Below are 17970 nucleotides of genomic sequence, written 5' to 3'. Positions count from 1 at the left end.
CCCGTTCCCTTCATCTTATGGCCAACCATAATACTAAGGGAGTTAGACAATGGGTTTGTGGAGCTTTGTAAAAGGCAGCGGTAAGAAACTTTTCGGTGGCGGCGATGAGCCGGAACTGGACGGTTCAACGCTGCAAGACGAGATCAAGGAACTGGGTCTGGACGCAACCGGCATGGAAATCACCGTCGAAGGTGACAAAGTGACCGTGTCCGGCGAGGCCGTCAGCCAAGAGATGAAAGAAAAAGTCATTCTGGCCGTGGGCAACGTCAAAGGCGTCGCAGCGGTTGAGGACAGCGTTCCAAGTGCGGGCGAACCTGTGTTCCACACCGTGGAAAAGGGCGACACCCTCTGGGCGATTTCAGCCAAGGCATTGGGCAACGGCGCGCGCTACGAAGAAATCTTTGAAGCCAACAAGCCGATGCTGAGCCATCCTGACAAAATCTATCCTGGCCAAATGCTGCGTATTCCGCAGGACTAATTTGGCGTGCGGGCAGGGCATTTGCCTGATCCCGAACAGAGATTTGCGAAATTGAAAGGGGCGGTTCCGAAACGGGCCGCCCTTTGACCTTTGGTAAGGCGGTTTTACGCTGCGTTTGATCACAGCATTTGCCTTGAAAACCTTGCGCAAAACCTGATTTCGCCGCATCCTTTGCAACAGGGAATTCATCACCCCCGCAAGAGGGGTGACCAAGGGAGGAAGACACATGGCTTACGAAGGCATGCAAGACCGCAACCGTATTGAAGCAGAGATGCCGTGGGAAGACCGGGACGTGCCTGTCACGCTCTATGGTTTGCTAAGCCAAACAACGGCAAAGTTTCCAACGCATAATGCGGTCAGTTATCAGATTTTTTCAGGCCCCAAAGACAAGGCCGAGACATTCAATTGGACACAATTGAAGGATAAAACCACGCAAACCGCCAACTTGTTCCGCAGCTTGGGCATCGGTCCAAAGGACGTTGTGGCCTATGTTTTACCGAACTGTAACGAAACCGTTTTGACCCTTTTGGGCGGCGGCGTGGCTGGCATTGCCAATCCGATCAACCCGCTGCTTGAGGCCGAACAAATCGGTGCGATCCTTCGCGAAACCGGTGCCAAAGTTGTCGTGACCTTGCGCCCGTTCCCGAAAACGGATGTTGCTGAAAAGACAGCGGCGGCTGTGGCCTTGGCCCCAAACGTCAAAACCGTTCTCGAAGTCGATTTGCTGCGCTACGTGACCCCGCCCAAAAGCTGGATCATTCCGCTGATCCGCCCGAAAATGGAGCGCCCTGCATCGGTTGAATACAAAAACTTCAACACTGAGATGAACAAGCAATCCACGACATTGCAGTTTGAAGACGTGCAAGAAGACCGCGTCGCGTTTTACTTTCACACCGGTGGCACAACCGGCATGCCAAAGGTCGCGCAACACCTGTATTCCGGCACGATCTACAACGGTTGGGTTGGCTCGGAACTGTTGCTGACCGAAGACGACGTGATGCTGTGCCCACTGCCATTGTTCCACGTTATGGCCTGTCAGGTCATGTTGTTGGGCGCGATGTCTTCGGGCGCGCATGTGGTGTTCCCGACCCCGCAAGGCTATCGCGGCGAGGGCGTTTTCGACAACATCTGGAAGCTGGTAGAACGCTGGAAGGTCACGTTCCTTGTGTCGGTTCCGACGGCTTTGGCGGCCACGATGCAACGCGCTGTTGATGCCGATATTTCGACAGTAAAAACCGCGTTTTCCGGCTCTGCCCCTTTACCGCTAGAACTGTTCCGCCGCTTTGAAGAAACCACAGGCATGACCATCGTTGAAGGCTACGGCATGACCGAGGCGACGTGCCTCGTGTCCGGTAACCCCTTGGACGGCGTTAAGAAAGTCGGCTCGATCGGTATTCCGTTCCCTTACACCGACATCAAAATTGTCAAAGGGTCCGAAAACGGTGACGTCGATGCGGACGTGGATGAGGTCGGCGAAATCTGTGTCTCGAACCCGGGCGTCTACGTGGGCAACACCTACACCGAATCCGAGAAAAACCAGGACCTTTACTACGCAGACAAATACCTGCGCACAGGTGATTTGGGGCGCGTAGATTCAGACGGGTATTTGTGGATCACGGGCCGTGCAAAAGACCTGATCATTCGTGGCGGTCACAACATCGATCCCGCCGAAATCGAAGAAGCGTTGCTTGCGCACCCATCGGTCGGATTTGCCGGCGCAATTGGCCAGCCAGACGCGCACTCCGGTGAAATCCCATGCGCCTTTGTCGAACTGGTCGAGGGTGGCAGCGCCACACCAGAAGAGCTGATTGCCTTCTGCCAAGAGCACGTTCAAGAACGCGCAGCCCGTCCAAAACACATCAAGATTATGGACGAGTTGCCAAAGACCGCTGTCGGCAAAATCTTTAAACCTGACCTGCGCAAAGATGCGATCACCCGCATCTACAACGAAGCACTTGAAACGGCTGAATTGCCAGCCCGCGTCGTCAATGTAATTGATGACAAAAAGCGTGGTTTGGTTGCCCAGATCGAGGCAAATGGCGCATCTGAAACGGCACTGCAAACGGTTCTGGGCGGGTTCATTCGCCCTTGGGAACATGCAGGTGCCCCAGCTGTCGCAGCTGAATAAATGACAGACTACCGCGCGCTTTTGGATGCAGAGGTTTGGGCCTTTCTGGATGAGGGCGCGCGGTACTACCCACCTGATGCCGTGGACCTAAGCATCGCGGAACAACGCCGCGTTTACGACCGGATGTGCACAGCATTTGACCAAGGGCGACCGGCTGGCGTGACGGTCACAGACACATCCTTTGGCGGAGTTTCTTGCCGCCTCTACTCCCCCACAGCGGACCCGAAAGCTACGGTGTTCTTTTGCCACGGCGGCGGGTTTGTCGTTGGCGGATTGGACAGCCACGACAGCATTTGCGCCGAATTTTGCGAAAGCACCAACCTGCGCGTCATTGCTGTCGATTACCGCATGTCACCAGAACACCCGCATCCTGTCGATTTCAATGATGCTTGGGCGGCGTTTCAGGGCGTTGCTGCAGCTTTTGAGGGCGCGATCGTTCTGTGCGGCGACAGCGCAGGCGGCAATTTGGTCGCTGCAATTGCGCATTATGCCCGCGGCCGCATCGATAACCGTATTTCCGGCCAGTTGCTGATCTATCCGGGCCTTGGCGGCGACTGGTCAAAAGGCAGCTACGTTGAACACGCAGACGCCCCCGGCCTGACCACGCGCGACATGGAATTCTACATGAACATCCGCTCAGGCGGGCAGGACAAAACTGGCGATGCGACCTATGCGCCACTGCACGACACGGATTTTACCGGATTGCCCGCGACAGTCGTGATCACAGCGCAATGCGATCCGCTGTCCAGCGACGGCGAAGCCTACCGTGACGCGCTGATCGGGGCAGGCGGCAACGCGATCTGGGTCGAGGAAGCAGGCCTCGTTCACGCCTACCTGCGCGCCCGCGTGATGTCGCAAAAAGCAGGCGATAGCTTTGCGCGCATGATCGCGTCGCTTACGTCATTGAGCGCAGGCGAGCTGCCTGACCTTTAGGTCAGGAATGATTTCGCCTTCATCGAGTCCGGGATCGGTGCCCCAAGGCGCGACAAGATCGTCGGGGCCAATTGCAATTGATCAATCACAGTGTCCTCTGAGGGACCAGTGGCATCGCCAAAATAATACAGTGCTGCCTCTTGTTGCAACGCACCCCGCCCACCGTGATGGCCACGTTCATCCTGCCCGTGATCCGCCGTCACCATGACCTCGTATCCGGCGGCGCGCCACTTGGGAATAAAGGGGGCCAGCATCTCGTCCATAATGTGACAGGCGTGATCCATTTCCTGACTTTCGTGGAAAAACCGGTGGCCCATGGAATCCAGCGTGCAGGTGTGCAGCATCCCGTAATTCAGCCCAAAGCGCAGGCACAGATTGGTCAGCGTACCGAACAAATCCACGTCTGACGGCGTCATCTGGTTGCTTTGCCCGTAGCCCGTCATCGTGTGGAAACGGCCATGATTGATCGTGTCGCTGTCAGGTTCGTCGTATTCGATGTCGCGCACGTAATCGAAGGGGTGGCGGTTGAAAAATTCGGACCAGAACGAATGGGCGACTGCGCCGGTTGTGCCACCGCCCAAGCGGGTTTGGGCAAACACGTCAGGCTGGCTTAGGCGGAATACGTTGCCATTGCCCGTACAGCCATGCGTCGCGGGTGCGACGCCGGTGTGGATCGACGCGTAACAACTGGCGGAAATCGACGGCAACACCGACCGGATTTTCCAGACGCGGGCATCGCCGCTGTCGACCCAGCCTTCAAGATTGCCAAACAGTCGGCGCCAGTTGCGATAGGGAACACCGTCCAGAATGATCAGCAGCAATTTTTTGTCCACGCGCGTACCTCTGCGTTGCGATAGGGTGCGTTTACTTCTGCACATCAAAACGGCGCTGACAATGGGGGCGACACCGGTGACGTGACGCGAATGTGATGAGCGTTTGCACACGGCCTTGCGTAGAGTGTGGCGAACAACCGCTAAGAGGGCATCATGGCCAAGTCATCCAAAACCAACAAACGCAAAAAAGCGCAAACGACGCAGCCTGTTGATGCCGCAAAATCGCCGATGAACCGTCGCGACATGCTGCGTTTGGGGCGCAACGGCGCGCTGGGGCTGGCCGTTTTGGGGGGGGCCGGATTTTGGGTGATGAACTCGGTCCAAGCCATGGCGTCGGAACAAGATTTGACCCGTGTGGGGCAGGGCAAGCCGTCGGTTGTGCAAATCCACGATCCGTCTTGCCCGACATGCACGGCGCTGCAACGCGAGACCCGCAAAGCGATGAAACAATTTGGCGAATGCGATGTGGTGTTTCTGGTGGCGGACATTTCCCAAGATCAAGGGCGCAAGTTTGCAGTGCAGCACGGCGTTGGTCACGTGACGCTGTTGTTGTTCGACGCCGAAGGAAACCGCACGCAAACCCTGCAAGGCATGCGCCACCGCGCCGAGCTGGAAACGATTTTGGCTGGCCATTTTAAGGAACACGGAGCCGTCTAAAGCCGACGCCGCAGTTTCGAACATCCTTTGGGCACCCACCGCAGCGACGGTTGGCAGATCTCACTTTCAGTACAGCCTCCCGATCGCTAGTCTGACAGAATGAAAAAACCTGTTGTGCTCCGTGGCTATCAGTTCAGCGTCTACAATCGCATCGCGCGGGTGGCGCTGCACGAAAAATGCGTTGCGTATGAAACGCAAGAAATTGATCCGTTTGCAAAGGACATTCCCGAGGAATACTTGAAACGTCATCCGTTTCGTCGGGTTCCGGTGCTGAGCCATGGCGCATTTGACGTTTATGAAACCGCTGCAATACTTCGGTATATCGATGCTGCGTTTGATGGCCCTGCGCTAATGCCAACCGACGCCAAACGCGCCGCCCGCGTCGCACAAGTCGTTTCGATTGTGGACAGTTACGGGTACCGCCCCATGGTCCGACAGGTGTTTGCCCATCGCGTATTTTGCCCGGCTGTTGGCGAAGAGAGCGACGAAACCGAAATTGCGCTCGGCATCAAAGCGTCGCTGCCGGTTCTTGATGCGCTCAACAAACTGGCATCAGAAGGCCATGTTCTGGGTCGCGAAGTTTTCACGCTCGCGGATTGCCACCTCGCGCCGATGATCGCCTATTTCGTCCAAGCACCTGAGGGCGCAGCAGCGCTAGCCAAATACTCTGCGCTTGTGGATTGGTGGGCTAGTACCTCTCAGCGAAAAAGCATTCTGGAAACGGATCCCGGTCTGCCACTGGGCTAAAACGATCGAATAGATCGTGCAGCATTGACCAAAACAGGCCATTGCCCGACTTCGACGCACCAATCCTAGGTCAGTTTTGGTGCGTCGTTTGAGTTGATCAGTTGCCAGCGCTTGCCATTTTGCGGTTCGCGATGACATCTTCGAGCCAGCCGAGTTTCATTTCCGGAACAGAGCTGAGCAGCAGGTCGGTGTAATCATCGAACGGCGGCGACAGCACGTCGGTCTTGCCGCCGTAGCGCGCAACTTCGCCCTGGTACATCACTGCGATGCTGTCCGCGATGGCACGGACAGTCGCGAGGTCATGGGTGATGAACAGATAGGCGACGTCTTCGACCTTTTGCAGGTCCAACAGCAGTTTCAGAATGCCGTCGGCAACCAGCGGATCAAGGGCCGAGGTGACCTCGTCGCAGATGATCAGCTTGGGTTTGGCCGCCAATGCGCGCGCGATACACACACGTTGTTTTTGACCACCTGACAGCTCTGCCGGGTAACGGTCGATGAAACCATCGCCCATCTCGATCTCGTCAAGCAGCTCTTTGATGCGTTTTTGTTTCTCCGCACCCTTCAGTCCAAAGTAAAACTCAAGCGGACGACCGATGATCGTGCCAACAGTCTGGCGCGGGTTCATCGCCGTGTCAGCCATCTGATAGATCATTTGCAATTCACGCAGATCATCGCGTGTGCGGGTCTTTAGCTCTGGTGTCAGGTCGCGTCCGTTAAAGTGGATGGTGCCCTTTGAGGGCGGCAAAAGCCCCGTGATCACACGCGCCAGCGTCGATTTTCCAGACCCGGATTCACCAACGACCGCCAGCGTTTGGCCGGGGTGCAGTTCGACGTTGATGTTTTTCAGGACATCAAACTTGGTGCCTTTGTAGCGGGCTGTGATCCCCTCGACCCGCAGCAACGGCGTGTCGGTAGGTGTCTTTTCCACGTGTTCGATCGAACGGACGGACACCAGTGCTTTGGTGTAATCCTCGGCGGGGGCGTTGATGATTTGATCAACTGTGCCGTATTCGACCATTCCGCCCTGACGCAGCACCATGATGTGATCGCTGACTTGGGCCACAACGGCCAGATCGTGCGTGATATACAGGGCGGCCACACCAGTGTCGCGGATCGCTTCTTTGATCGCTTTCAGCACGTCGATTTGGGTGGTCACGTCCAGCGCTGTGGTGGGCTCGTCAAAGACCACCAGATCGGGCTCGGGGCACAGGGCCAACGCCGTCATGCAGCGCTGCAACTGTCCGCCGGACACTTGGTGGGGAAAGCGGTTACCGATGTTTTCAGGGTCGGGCAAATCCAGTTTCCGGAACAAATCAACTGCGCGCGCTTCGGCGTCAGATTTCGAGAACTTGTTTTGCAAAACCGCCGCTTCGATCACTTGTTCCATGATCCGTTTGGCAGGGTTGAACGAGGCCGCAGCCGATTGCGACACATAGGTGACTTCGGCCCCGCGAAGGCGGCGGATGTCACGCGTGCCTGATTGCAGCACGTCGCGTCCGTTCACCCAGACTTCGCCGCCCGTCAGCTTTACGCCGCCGCGCCCGTAGCCCATAGCCGCCAGCCCGATGGTGGATTTACCGGCACCGGATTCACCGATCAGACCCAGAACCTTGCCAGCCTCGACGTCGAAATCAACGCCGTGCACGATTTCGATGTCGTGGGGCTTGGCGTCAGGCGGAAAAATCCGTGCCCCGATTTTCAAGCCGCGAACGCTAAGAAGTGGAGTAGCCATCAGCCGCGTCCCCCTTTGAGTGAGGTTGTTCGGTTGAGGATCCAGTCCGCCACAAGGTTGACTGAAATCGCCAAAGTCGCGATGGCAACAGCGGGATAAAGTGCTGCGCCAATACCAAAGTTAATACCGTCTTTGTTGTCTTTAACGATACCGCCCCAGTCTGCCGCAGGGGGCTGAACGCCAATCCCGAGGAACGACAGGGTTGAAATGAACAGAACCATAAAGATGAACCGCAGGCCCATTTCAGCGACCAGAGGTGACAGCGCGTTTGGCAGGATTTCACGGAAGATAATCCAGCCGACCCTTTCACCGCGCAGGCGCGCGGCCTCGACGTAGTCCATGACCGTGATGTCCACCGCAACAGCGCGCGCCAGACGGAACACACGTGTGCTATCGAGCAGGCCCATGACAAGGATCAAGGTCAAAATGGTCGTATCCAGAACGGACAACACCACCAAGGCCACAATCAGTGACGGGATCGACATGACGAGATCAATAAAGCGCGACAACGCTTGGTCGATCCAACCGCCATTCACTGCCGCAACAAAGCCCATAATCGTTCCGGTTGTGAAGGACAGGATGGTCGCCATGGTTGCGATCCAGATCGTGGTTTGACCGCCGTAGATCATGCGGGTCAGCAAATCGCGGCCAATTTGGTCGGTGCCAAGCCAGTATTGCGGTTCGTCGTAGCCGTCCGGTGTCAGGCCAAGGAAATATCCGAGGCGTGCAGGTTCCCAGACATCACCGACAATTTCACCCAAGCCGTAGGGTGCGATAAAGCCCGCAAAAATTGCGACAAAAAAGTAGAGGCCTGTAAAGAACAGCCCGAAAAGAGCAGCGGTGGGTATTCTCATTTTGGATGCCTCAGACGTGGGTTGGCCAAGATCGAAACGATATCAGCAGTCATGTTCAGCAAGATGTAGATCGCGGCGAACATCAGACCGGCGGCTTGCACAACAGGCACATCGCGTTTGACCACGTGGTCAACCAAATATTGGCCCATACCAGGATAGGTAAACACCACTTCGATGACAACAACGCCAACGACCAGATACGCGAGGTTGATCATGACAACATTCACGATAGGGGCCACAGCGTTTGGAAAGGCGTGTTTGCGGATGACCTGCAGAGGTGTCAGACCTTTGAGTTCAGCCGTTTCGATATAGGCCGACTGCATCACGTTCAGGATCGCGGCGCGGGTCATACGCATCATATGTGCCAGAACCACCAGCGTCAGCGCGGCCACAGGGATCGAGATCGAGTGCAGCTTTTCCAGAAAGGTCATGCTGTCGTTGATCATCGCCACAGACGGTGCCCAGCCCAGTTTCACAGCCACAAAGTAGATCAACAGATAGCCGATAAGAAACTCGGGGATCGAAATGGTCGTCAGTGTGACGGATGAAATCAATTTGTCCGGCCAGCGGTCTTTGTACCGCACAGCGACCAACCCAAGGAAAATCGCAAGTGGGACAGAAATTGCAGCAGCCCAAAACGCAAGGAACAGTGTCTTGCCCATTTTGTCTGACATAGTGGATGCGATATCACGTCCGTTGGTCAGCGCAGTGCCCAGATCGCCCTGCACAACCCCACCCAGCCATGCAAAATAGCGGGTAAGTGGCGGGTCGTTCAGCCCCAACTCTTCGCGTAGGTTCGCGAGGTTTTCGGGCGTGGCACCTTGACCAAGAATTTGTTGCGCAACATCACCGGGCAGGATCGTGGTCCCGACAAAGATGATGATTGACGCGGCGAGGAGCAGAATGATGCCCAGCGCTAAACGCTGGGCAACAAGTTTAAAAATGGGGTGCATAAGAATGACTTACGCTTTCCATGTTTTGGCAAAGGCAGTCCAGTACATTTGTGGACCTGACGGGTTGGTTTCCCAGCCTTGAACTTCGGTAGAAATCGCATCCACAAAGTCGTTGAACATTGGCACCATGACGCCGCCTTCTTCGTTCAACATGCGACCCATTTTGGAATAGATCTCTTTGCGTTTGGTCTCGTCCAACTCGGCGCGGGCCTCAAGCAGCATCGCGTCAAACTCCGGACGCTTCCAGCGCGTGTCGTTCCAGTCGGCTGTGGACAGATACGCTGTGGAATACATCTGGTCCTGGACCGGACGACCGCCCCAGTAGGATGCGCAATACGGCTGCACGTTCCACACTTCGGACCAGTAACCGTCGTTTGGCTCACGCTTGATTTCGAGCGGGATACCGGCGGCTTGGCACGTCTGTTGGAACAAGGCTGCGGCATCGACCGCACCCGGGAATGCACCATCTGCTGTGCGCAGAATGATCGGTGAACCATCATGGCCGGACGCTTTGTAGTGTGCGGCGGCTTTTTCCAGATCGAAGGAACGCTGTGGGATGGTTTCGTCGAACAACGGGTAGGCTTCGTTGATCGGAATATCGTTCCCGACAGAACCAAAGCCTTGCAAGATTTTGTCGACCATTTCCTGACGGTTCATGGCGTGCTTGAGGGCAAGGCGCAGTTCGTTGTTGTCAAACGGGGCTGTGTCAACGTGAGCGATGAACACATAGTGGCCGCGACCGGATGTGGTTTTAACGTCGATTTTAGGCGAACGACCCAGCAGTTTAGCGATCTTTGGTTCAACGCGGTTGATCGAATCGACCTGACCCGATTGCAGTGCCGCAGTGCGCGCAGTGGCGTCGTTCAAAACGATCAATTCAACGGCGTCATAGTGCCCCATTTCATCAGCGGCCCAGTGGTTCGGGTTCTTTTTGAACGTCATGCGTACGCCCGGCTCGTCGGACTCAAGCGTGTAAAGACCGGTACCAATGGCGGCGATCGGATCGTCAAAGCCACCGTTTGGCTGGATGATCAAGTGGTAGTCGGCCATCAGGTATGGAAGGTCGGCGTTGCCGATTGCCAGCGTCAGTTCAAAGACGTCGCCATCAACGCGCATCGATTCGATGCCGTTCATGATGCCCAAAGCACCGGATTTTGAATCTTCATTCGAGTGACGCTGCATCGTCGCCAGAATGTCTTCGGCTGTTACGGCCGCACCGTTGGAGAATGTGATGCCTTGGCGCAGTTTGAAACGCCACGTTTTGGCGTCGGCAGAGCCTTCCCAGCTTTCGGCAACCCGTGGCTCTAGGCCGGTCGGACCTGCGTATGCCAGTGTCTCGCCCCAAACAAAACCACCAGCCAGAGGTGCATCAGAGGCCCAAGATGCGGGGTCCTGAGAGTTTGTGGACTCGCCACCGGAAACGCCCATTTTGAATGTGCCGCCTTTGACAGGTCCGGCCGCGCGGGCCGCATCGGCCAGCATTGTAGACGCAACAGCGGCGGTGACGCCCAAGGCTGCAGCTTTGCCCATGAACTCGCGGCGCGTCATCGTGCCAGCGGTCACTTTGGATGTTAGAAATTTGAGTTCAGTACTCATGGTGGTCTCCCAGTTGGTTATTTTTGGCGGTTTTGGCCGCGTTTTTCTTGATTGATGGATCAAGTTTGCGCATTTGTCGCAGCCTCGCAAGGGTTAATACCCCTTTAATGACATTGATGTGTCAGATGCCGTTGCGTGCAATCTGATCTGTGATCTCTCTTTCATAGATCAACGCGTCGTTTTCATAGGCCTCGAGTTTCGCGCTGAGATAGAAGTTTTCGACGTCCGACCACATTTCACAACGGGTTTCGGTGCGCAGGCGGATATCGTCACGCTCGATTTCGTCGGACCAATGACACGCCCCGCGCGCAGACAGCGGGTCATCTGGATGGATGCTCCAGGTTTCCCGCGCAATCGATCCGTTGATCAGCCCGTGGTCCAGATCTCTTATCTTTCCAAAATCATCAACGATTCGCAAATGCACAAAACCGGTGTTCAAATCGGTTTCCTGTTTGCGGCTGTTTGCCCCCTCGCGGATGGTTTCGGTTTGCCAAGGGGCTTCGGCCTCGGGCGGGGCAAAGGGGGTGACGCCTTTGGCAGGGATCGGCAAAGGTGCGGCAAGGATACCGCCAGTGATCGTTAGTGGAAATTTTTGCGCGGCAGGCCAGATCAGCGGCCAATAGGCAGTGGACACGGAAATACAGATGCGATGACCCGCAGGCACGGTGTAGCCGATGTGGTCCAGTTTGATGTTCACCCTAAAATTCTTGGGCGCGGGGGTGTCCGGGTCGGCATAAACTTGATCCGCGCCCGCGTTTTCCAGATTGAGCACACCATAGGTGATCCGCGTTTTCGCGCCATCGGGGTGAACGTGGTTCAGGCGCACTGCCAACTGTCCGCGCGGTTCGTCCATTTGAAAGGCAAGACCAACCTGCGCCGCACCCAGAATTTCAAGCGGTGCATCCAGCGGTTCGGACGTCCACGTCCCGCCTTTGCTGTCATCGCGGCGCTGATCACCGGGCATTTCGGGACCCAGCCAAATCGCGCAGTATTCGCCCGCATCTGCACCACAGTCCTGAGGCGAGGAAATAGGCGTGTCTACCAAGAGGTCGCCTTTTGAATTCTGTGGCGTGTGTTGCAGTTTATCGGCTTCAAAATGCCAGTGGTGCCATGTTTTATCCTCAGAGGGCGGTCGATCTGTTGTGCCGGTTTCCATCCCGACCCAATGCCCGATGCGATCCGTGTACCACGTTTGCGGGCGCACGCCGTCCATGATGTAGGCGCGGTAATCGGGGTCGTCTTCAACACCGGTTTCAATGCCTTTTAACCATTTGTCCCACCAGCGCAGGGCCTCTTGCAGGAACCCGATGCGCGGTTCGGGCACGGCAAAATGCGGGTACTTGTGGACCCAAGGACCAACAATGCCCTTGGCCCCGGGAATGTTGTCAACGATCTGCGGCACCGCGTTTTTATACGCGTCCCCCCAGCCGCCAACTGCCAGCACCTTGGCTTTGATCTTGTCGTAGCTTTCGCAGACCGATCCGTGTTTCCAATAGTCATCGCGGGTTTGGTGGCGCAGCCATTTGGACGGCAAGAAAGGTTCGTTTTCCAAGCGATCCATCCACATCTCGCGCCAATCAGGACGCAGGGCAGGGTCGGGTGCGCGGGATGAATAGGACCACATCGTCGCCCCCCAGCCGAGATTTTCGTTTAACAGGCAGCCCCCTTTGTAGTGAATGTCGTCGGCAAAGCGGTCGACGGTAGAGCACAGCGTGATGATCGCCTTGAGAGCAGGGGGCGTCATCGCGGCGACTTGCAGTGAATTGAAACCACCCCAGCTGATGCCCATCATGCCGACGCTGCCGTTGCACCAGTCTTGGGCGGCAAAGTGGTTGATGACCTCGACTGCGTCATCCAGTTCTTGTTGGGAATATTCGTCTTCCATCAAGCCGTGACTGTCGCCATTGCCGCGCATATCGACACGCAGGCAGGCGTAGCCGCGTTTGGCAAAATACGGATGCGTGAGGGCGTCGCGTGCACAGGTGCCGTCGCGTTTGCGGTAGGGCAGGAATTCGAGGATGGCCGGGACCGGATCGTCGCCTGCATCTGCGGGTTTCCAGACGCGGGCTGAAAGGCGTGTGCCATCTGACAGGGTGACGGCGTAGTCGGCGTCTTCGGTGATCTCGCGCAATGCGTTTTTTGGGGTATTCATTTGGCGACGTTCGGGGGCTGCGCAGATTCTGTCAAGCGGTGGTGTGCGACACGCACACCTTACCCGATCAAAAGCGTTCTGCGATCAACAAATCCATGACGTTTGTGCCTGTCGGACCAGAGCGGAACAACGCGCCGCGTGCGTCCAACCAAGGGGCCGCATCTGCGCGATCAATAGCGTCCTGTGCGCTGTCATCCCAAGTGTTGCCGTCGATCAATGCGCCCGCTGCATCCGTTGGACCATCGGTTCCATCAGTGCCGGCGACCAAAATACGCAAACCGTCAGAGCCAGCGATTTCCCCGGCCAGCAGCAGCGCCAATGCCATATTGCGCCCGCCCTTGCCGGGGTTTTTTGGCAAAACCACGGTGGGTTCACCGCCTAATACGTGCAGTCCTTTTTCGCCATTCAACAGCTGGGTTGCGATGCGCGGGGCAAGGGTTTCGACATTGTCATACAGCGTTTCTGCGTTGGTGAGGACGGGCAGTTCGCTGGCCGCCGCAACGGCCATGCGCGCAAAGTGGTTGTTGGCAACGATATGGGCGTCGAACGCAAAATTGGCATCCAGCGGTGCATCGCCAATACCGGACCCGATGACGCCAAGTGCGTCACCCTCGACGTCTGAAATCGCCAAACTGGTCACACGGATGCCACCAAAACGGGCCAGCAGCTTGCCGCCTTTGATCTGCGAAATCTCACGGCGCTGAGTGTTCATCGCATGGATGTCAGCACCAGAAGCCAGCATAGTTTCGGTGCGCTGGGCCAAGTCGGCAAGGGTCATTCCTGCAGGCAAATCCTCGGCCAGGGACGACGCGCCACCTGACACCAACATCAACAGATGCGCATCGGATTTGCAGGCCTGAACCGTGTCACGCAACGCTTTGCCTGCGTGCAAGCTGGCGGCGTCAGGGACCGGATGCGACGCCTCGATCAGGCTTGCATGGGGCGGGACATCGTCAATGTGATGGTATTTTGTCACAATTTGGGTCGGCACCGGCCCAAACACTTCATACGCGGCAGCGGCCATTGATGCGGCGGCCTTTCCGACGGCCAAAATCTGATCTGGCTTGGAAACGCGATGGGCTTCAATCGCCATAATAACCGCAGGCTTGCCCTGCACGGCGCGCACGCCTTGCCACCAAAGAGCGGCCAAATCTGCTTGATGTGTCATGCCAGAAGGACTGCACTTTTCACGTCAGTTGTGCAAGTTCCAGTCGCGTTTTACATGTAAAACGACCGCTATATCTACCCAATCGTTGACGAAATTGTGGTTTCGCCAAAAAAATAGACTAGCCCTTGATTCGGTGTTCGGTTATCAATGTCGCACAGAGCAACGATAGGATGACGTCAAAAGGCGCTCCTGTAGGGTAAAAACAAATGGGCGTTCGCATTGAACGAATGTCCGAGGTAAAAGTGGTGGTGTTATGAAGGCGATTGATTTCGTCGTCCGTGATGAATCGGGCGCATTGCAACGTGGAGTCATCCCAGCTGGGGATCAGACGACCACAATTCAGGCAGGATCTGATCAAGAAATCTCTTTGAACTTGCGTCAGGTCGATATGCAGACCCACGCACGCAATGGCGATGCCTTGAACATTGTCTTGGCTGATGGCCGGATCATCGTGATCGAAAACTACTTTAATGATGATGGCGGCGCGAACCGCTTGTTCATCTCTGCTGATGGCTACCTTAACGAGGTTGCGTTTGTGGAAACGACAGATGGCGGCTTGTACGCACAGTTCGGTCCGACCGAGCAATGGGGCAAATGGAGCCCGTCTGACGATTTGATTTATTTGGGCCGCACGGACATTGCAGCCCTTCCGGTTGATGACGAAGTGTCCATGTTGGCACCACTTGCGCTTTTGGGCGGCGGTGGCCTTGGCACTGCGGCAGCTGCTGCGGGTGTTGGTGCGGTTGTGATTGGTTCCGGCGGCGGCGGCGGCGGCGGAGGTGGTGGCGGATCCACAGCCCCTGCAGTTCCGACAGTTGACGATGCCGACGGCACACCTGTTGTTGGTGGCCAAGAGCAACCCTACAGCGTCGAAGTGACAGGCACGGGCGAGCCCGGCGATACGGTCACGGTCACAGTTGGCGATCAAACCGGTGACACGATCATTGGCGACGATGGCACGTGGGGCGTGGTTCTGGACGGTGAAAACCTGCCATCCGACGGCGAATGGGAAACCATCGTTGTTGTTGACCACCTGACGGGCGGCAACACGCCGCTGGACGGTCCGGTCTGGACAATCGACACGACAGCACCTGAAATCGAAATCACGGGCGGCATCCAAGCCACTGGCGACGTCTTCAACGGCGAAGAGCTGGATGGCGGTGCGGTGATTTCCGGCACAGGCGAAGCTGGCGCAACTTTGGTTGTGACCGTGGGCGAGCACACGCAAACCACAACCATCGGCGAAGACGGTAACTGGACAGTGACATGGCCTGCGGGCACGTTTGCAGCGGGTGAATACACCTCTGAAATGACGATTGTCGCGACCGATGCCATTGGCAACGCGTCAACAACCACAGCGACGATTGTGATCGACACGATCAGCGAAGTGACCATCGAAACGAACACCGCAGCAGGCGACGGCACGATCAACGCGGCCGAGCAAGCCGCAGGCGTGACGTTGACAGGCACCGCGCAACCGGGCTCAACCGTTGACGTGACCTTTGGGTCTACAACGCTTCCTGCGGTGGTGAATTCCGAAGGTGGCTGGAGCGTGGTTTTCCCATCCTCTGCCATCGCAACGGGCGAATACGACGCGACGGTTACCGCTGTGGCGACAGACGCCAACGGCAATTCGGCCACAACAACTGGCACGATCCACGTTGACACAATCAGCGAAGTCTCCGTTTCAACAAGCACAGTTGCAGGCGACGGTACCATCAACGGTGCCGAGCAAGCAGCAGGCGTGACACTGACAGGCACCGCGCAGGCAGGATCAACGGTTGACGTGACCTTTGGGTCAACAACATTGGCGGCGACAGTCGATGCAAATGGCAACTGGAGCGTAGATTTCCCACCTTCCGCCATTGCAACCGGCGAATATGAGGCGACCGTCACGGCCGTTGCTACAGACGCCAACGGCAACGTGTCTACATCCACTGGCACGATCCAGGTCGACACATTTGTGAACACGTTCGGCTACACATCCACATCCGGCGGCGCGGACGGCGTGATCAACGCAACCGAGGCACAATCAGGTCTGATCGTGACAGGCAACGCCGAAGCAGGGTCGACCGTTTCAGTTGTTCTGGGCGGCGTGACGCAAGTCGCGATGGTCAATGCCGACGGCAGCTGGACCGCGACATACAGCGCGAGCCAATTGGCACCGGGCACCTATTCGACAGACATGGTTGCCACGGCAACGGACGCAGCGGGCAACACATCAACCATCACCCAGACGGTTAATGTCGACACCGAAGCAGGGTCCTTGACCATCAGCAGCAACCCGATTGAAACCGACGATGTGATCAACGCAGTTGAAGCATCAGACGGAGTTGTGCTGTCCGGTACGTCCGACGCAGGCGCGATTGTTCAGGTGACGATGGGCGGCGTGACACATTCTGTCGTGACCAACCCGAACGGTGTTTGGCAGGCAAACTTTGCCGCCAGCGAAATCGCACCGGGCACCTATGTTGCTGATATCACAGCAACAACCACGGATGCGGCAGGCAACGTACGCACTGTCACCGACAGCGTTAACGTCGACACGACCGTCGATAACCTGTCCGTTAGTGCCGACACGATCGAAGGTGACAACGTCATCAGCGGCGCCGAGCAAGCAGACGGGGTTGTCGTCACAGGCACCACCGAAGTTGGATCATCCGTTGTGGTGGCCATCGGCGGTCAAAGCGTTAACGCGATGGTCGATGCCAACGGCAACTGGACTGCGAACTTTACCGCCGCCCAAATCCCGACCGGCGAATACACCACAAACGTCACCGTCACAGCGACCGATGCCGCAGGCAACGTCGATTCTGTTGCCAGCACCGTTCAGGTCGACACGTTGGTCAACCAACTGAACCTGTCTTCGGCAGCGGTTGAAGGCGACAACGTCGTGAACCAAGCGGAAGCCAGCGATGGCATCAACTTGTCAGGCCAAGTGGAGCCGGGGTCAACCGTCATGGTTGACTTTGAAGGCACAACATTGGCGGCGAACGTCGATGCTGCCGGCAACTGGAGCATTGCGATCCCGGCCTCTGCCATTGCGGCAGGGTCTTATGACGCAGACATCACAGTGATGGCGACAGACGCGGTGGGCAACACGGCGACGATCTCTGACACGTTGGCAATCGATACGGACGCACCAGACGGTCCGGTCATCGCATCCTACACACGTGACGGCGACGGCATCCGCGGGATTTCAACGGAACTTAGCGCTGATGATCTGAGCATTGCACAAGTGAATGCGGACGGGTCCATCACCGAAGTGTCAGCGACGCAAATCGACATCCCGCAAATCGGCGAGACGAACTTTTCGTTCAACTCCGAAGTGCCGGACGGGTCACATTTGATCGTTTCTTCTACGGACAGTGCGGGCAACGCATCTGGCACCTACGTTGTGCTCGATGACGAAAGCGCGAATTCCGGGGTCGATATGTCGAACGCCAGCTTGGGCAACTACCAGATCGAAACGGTCGATCTACAGTTCGCCGAAGAAGCACATCTGTCGATCACCGAAGCGCAGCTGGTCGGCTTGGCCGATGGCACCGATACGCTGACGGTAAAAGGCGGCGGCGACGACGAAGTGACGATCACAGGCGCGAACCAAACCGGTTCGATCACGCATGATGGTCAAACCTACGACGTCTACAGCCTGGGTGCAGGCACAGTGCTGATTGATGATGACATCACGGTCAATACAGGCGTGATCGGCTAAGGCTGAAGAACAAAAATCGAG

At 56.8% G+C, this 17970-nt stretch carries 13 protein-coding genes; 6 read left to right on the top strand and 7 right to left on the bottom strand.

Features of this window, described 5'->3' with window-relative positions:
• The first annotated feature begins 49 nt into the window (after positions 1–49).
• The 3 genes from lysM to ACFIO0_RS12460 all read left to right on the top strand — a co-directional run bounded on the left by lysM (position 50) and on the right by ACFIO0_RS12460 (position 3539).
• Positions 50–478: a peptidoglycan-binding protein LysM gene (gene lysM / locus ACFIO0_RS12470; protein WP_390910721.1), complete on the top strand. Its 429-nt coding sequence runs from the start codon at positions 50–52 to the stop codon at positions 476–478.
• 226 nt (positions 479–704) lie between these two features.
• Positions 705–2606: an acyl-CoA synthetase gene (locus ACFIO0_RS12465; RefSeq protein WP_390910720.1), complete on the top strand. Its 1902-nt coding sequence runs from the start codon at positions 705–707 to the stop codon at positions 2604–2606.
• Positions 2607–3539 carry an alpha/beta hydrolase fold domain-containing protein gene (locus tag ACFIO0_RS12460; protein WP_390910719.1) on the top strand — a complete coding sequence of 311 codons (933 nt, stop codon included), beginning with the start codon at positions 2607–2609 and terminating at the stop codon, positions 3537–3539.
• On the opposite strand, the gene ACFIO0_RS12455 is transcribed toward ACFIO0_RS12460, so the two are convergent.
• Positions 3536–4372: an alkaline phosphatase family protein gene (locus ACFIO0_RS12455; protein ID WP_390910718.1), complete on the bottom strand. Its 837-nt coding sequence runs from the start codon at positions 4370–4372 to the stop codon at positions 3536–3538. The two genes, ACFIO0_RS12460 and ACFIO0_RS12455, sit on opposite strands and share 4 nt — an antisense overlap.
• Before the next feature lie 153 nt (positions 4373–4525).
• Here ACFIO0_RS12455 and ACFIO0_RS12450 point away from each other — a divergent pair, with 153 nt between their 5' ends.
• Both ACFIO0_RS12450 and ACFIO0_RS12445 read left to right on the top strand, forming a co-directional pair.
• Positions 4526–5029, top strand: coding sequence for a thioredoxin domain-containing protein (locus ACFIO0_RS12450; protein WP_390910717.1), 504 nt, complete (start codon positions 4526–4528; stop codon positions 5027–5029).
• 99 nt (positions 5030–5128) lie between these two features.
• Complete coding sequence (locus tag ACFIO0_RS12445) at positions 5129–5776, top strand: glutathione S-transferase N-terminal domain-containing protein (RefSeq protein WP_390910716.1); 648 nt, start codon at positions 5129–5131, stop codon at positions 5774–5776.
• A gap of 97 nt (positions 5777–5873) precedes the next feature.
• Here ACFIO0_RS12445 and ACFIO0_RS12440 read toward each other — a convergent pair whose 3' ends face one another.
• From ACFIO0_RS12440 to ACFIO0_RS12415, 6 genes are all read right to left on the bottom strand, one after another.
• Entirely contained in the window at positions 5874–7511 is a 1638-nt protein-coding gene (locus tag ACFIO0_RS12440; RefSeq protein WP_390910715.1) for a nickel ABC transporter ATP-binding protein NikE, read from the bottom strand.
• Positions 7511–8365 (bottom strand): ABC transporter permease subunit, encoded by an 855-nt coding sequence (locus tag ACFIO0_RS12435; protein ID WP_390910714.1) that lies wholly within the window; start codon positions 8363–8365, stop codon positions 7511–7513. The genes ACFIO0_RS12440 and ACFIO0_RS12435 overlap by 1 nt, the downstream gene beginning before the upstream one ends.
• The gene (locus ACFIO0_RS12430; RefSeq protein WP_390910713.1) at positions 8362–9318 is read right to left on the bottom strand and encodes an ABC transporter permease subunit; all 957 of its coding nucleotides are present in this window, start codon (positions 9316–9318) and stop codon (positions 8362–8364) included. The genes ACFIO0_RS12435 and ACFIO0_RS12430 overlap by 4 nt, the downstream gene beginning before the upstream one ends.
• Positions 9319–9327: 9 nt before the next feature.
• Positions 9328–10914, bottom strand: coding sequence for an ABC transporter substrate-binding protein (locus ACFIO0_RS12425; RefSeq protein ID WP_390910712.1), 1587 nt, complete (start codon positions 10912–10914; stop codon positions 9328–9330).
• 121 nt (positions 10915–11035) lie between these two features.
• Positions 11036–13066, bottom strand: a complete 2031-nt coding sequence (locus ACFIO0_RS12420) for a CocE/NonD family hydrolase (protein WP_390910711.1) — start codon at positions 13064–13066, stop codon at positions 11036–11038.
• A 67-nt stretch (positions 13067–13133) separates the two neighbouring features.
• Complete coding sequence (locus tag ACFIO0_RS12415) at positions 13134–14234, bottom strand: DUF4147 domain-containing protein (protein WP_390910710.1); 1101 nt, start codon at positions 14232–14234, stop codon at positions 13134–13136.
• A gap of 253 nt (positions 14235–14487) precedes the next feature.
• Between ACFIO0_RS12415 and ACFIO0_RS12410 the strand changes: the two genes are divergently transcribed.
• The gene (locus ACFIO0_RS12410) at positions 14488–17949 is read left to right on the top strand and encodes an Ig-like domain-containing protein (protein WP_390910709.1); all 3462 of its coding nucleotides are present in this window, start codon (positions 14488–14490) and stop codon (positions 17947–17949) included.
• The last annotated feature ends 21 nt before the right edge of the window (positions 17950–17970 follow it).

The sequence above is a fragment of the Pseudosulfitobacter sp. SM2401 genome, from assembly GCF_042932805.1.
Lineage (GTDB): Bacteria > Pseudomonadota > Alphaproteobacteria > Rhodobacterales > Rhodobacteraceae > Ascidiaceihabitans.
Note: the sequence above shows the minus strand (reverse complement) of the source record. Positions and strands in the feature narration are given on the sequence as shown.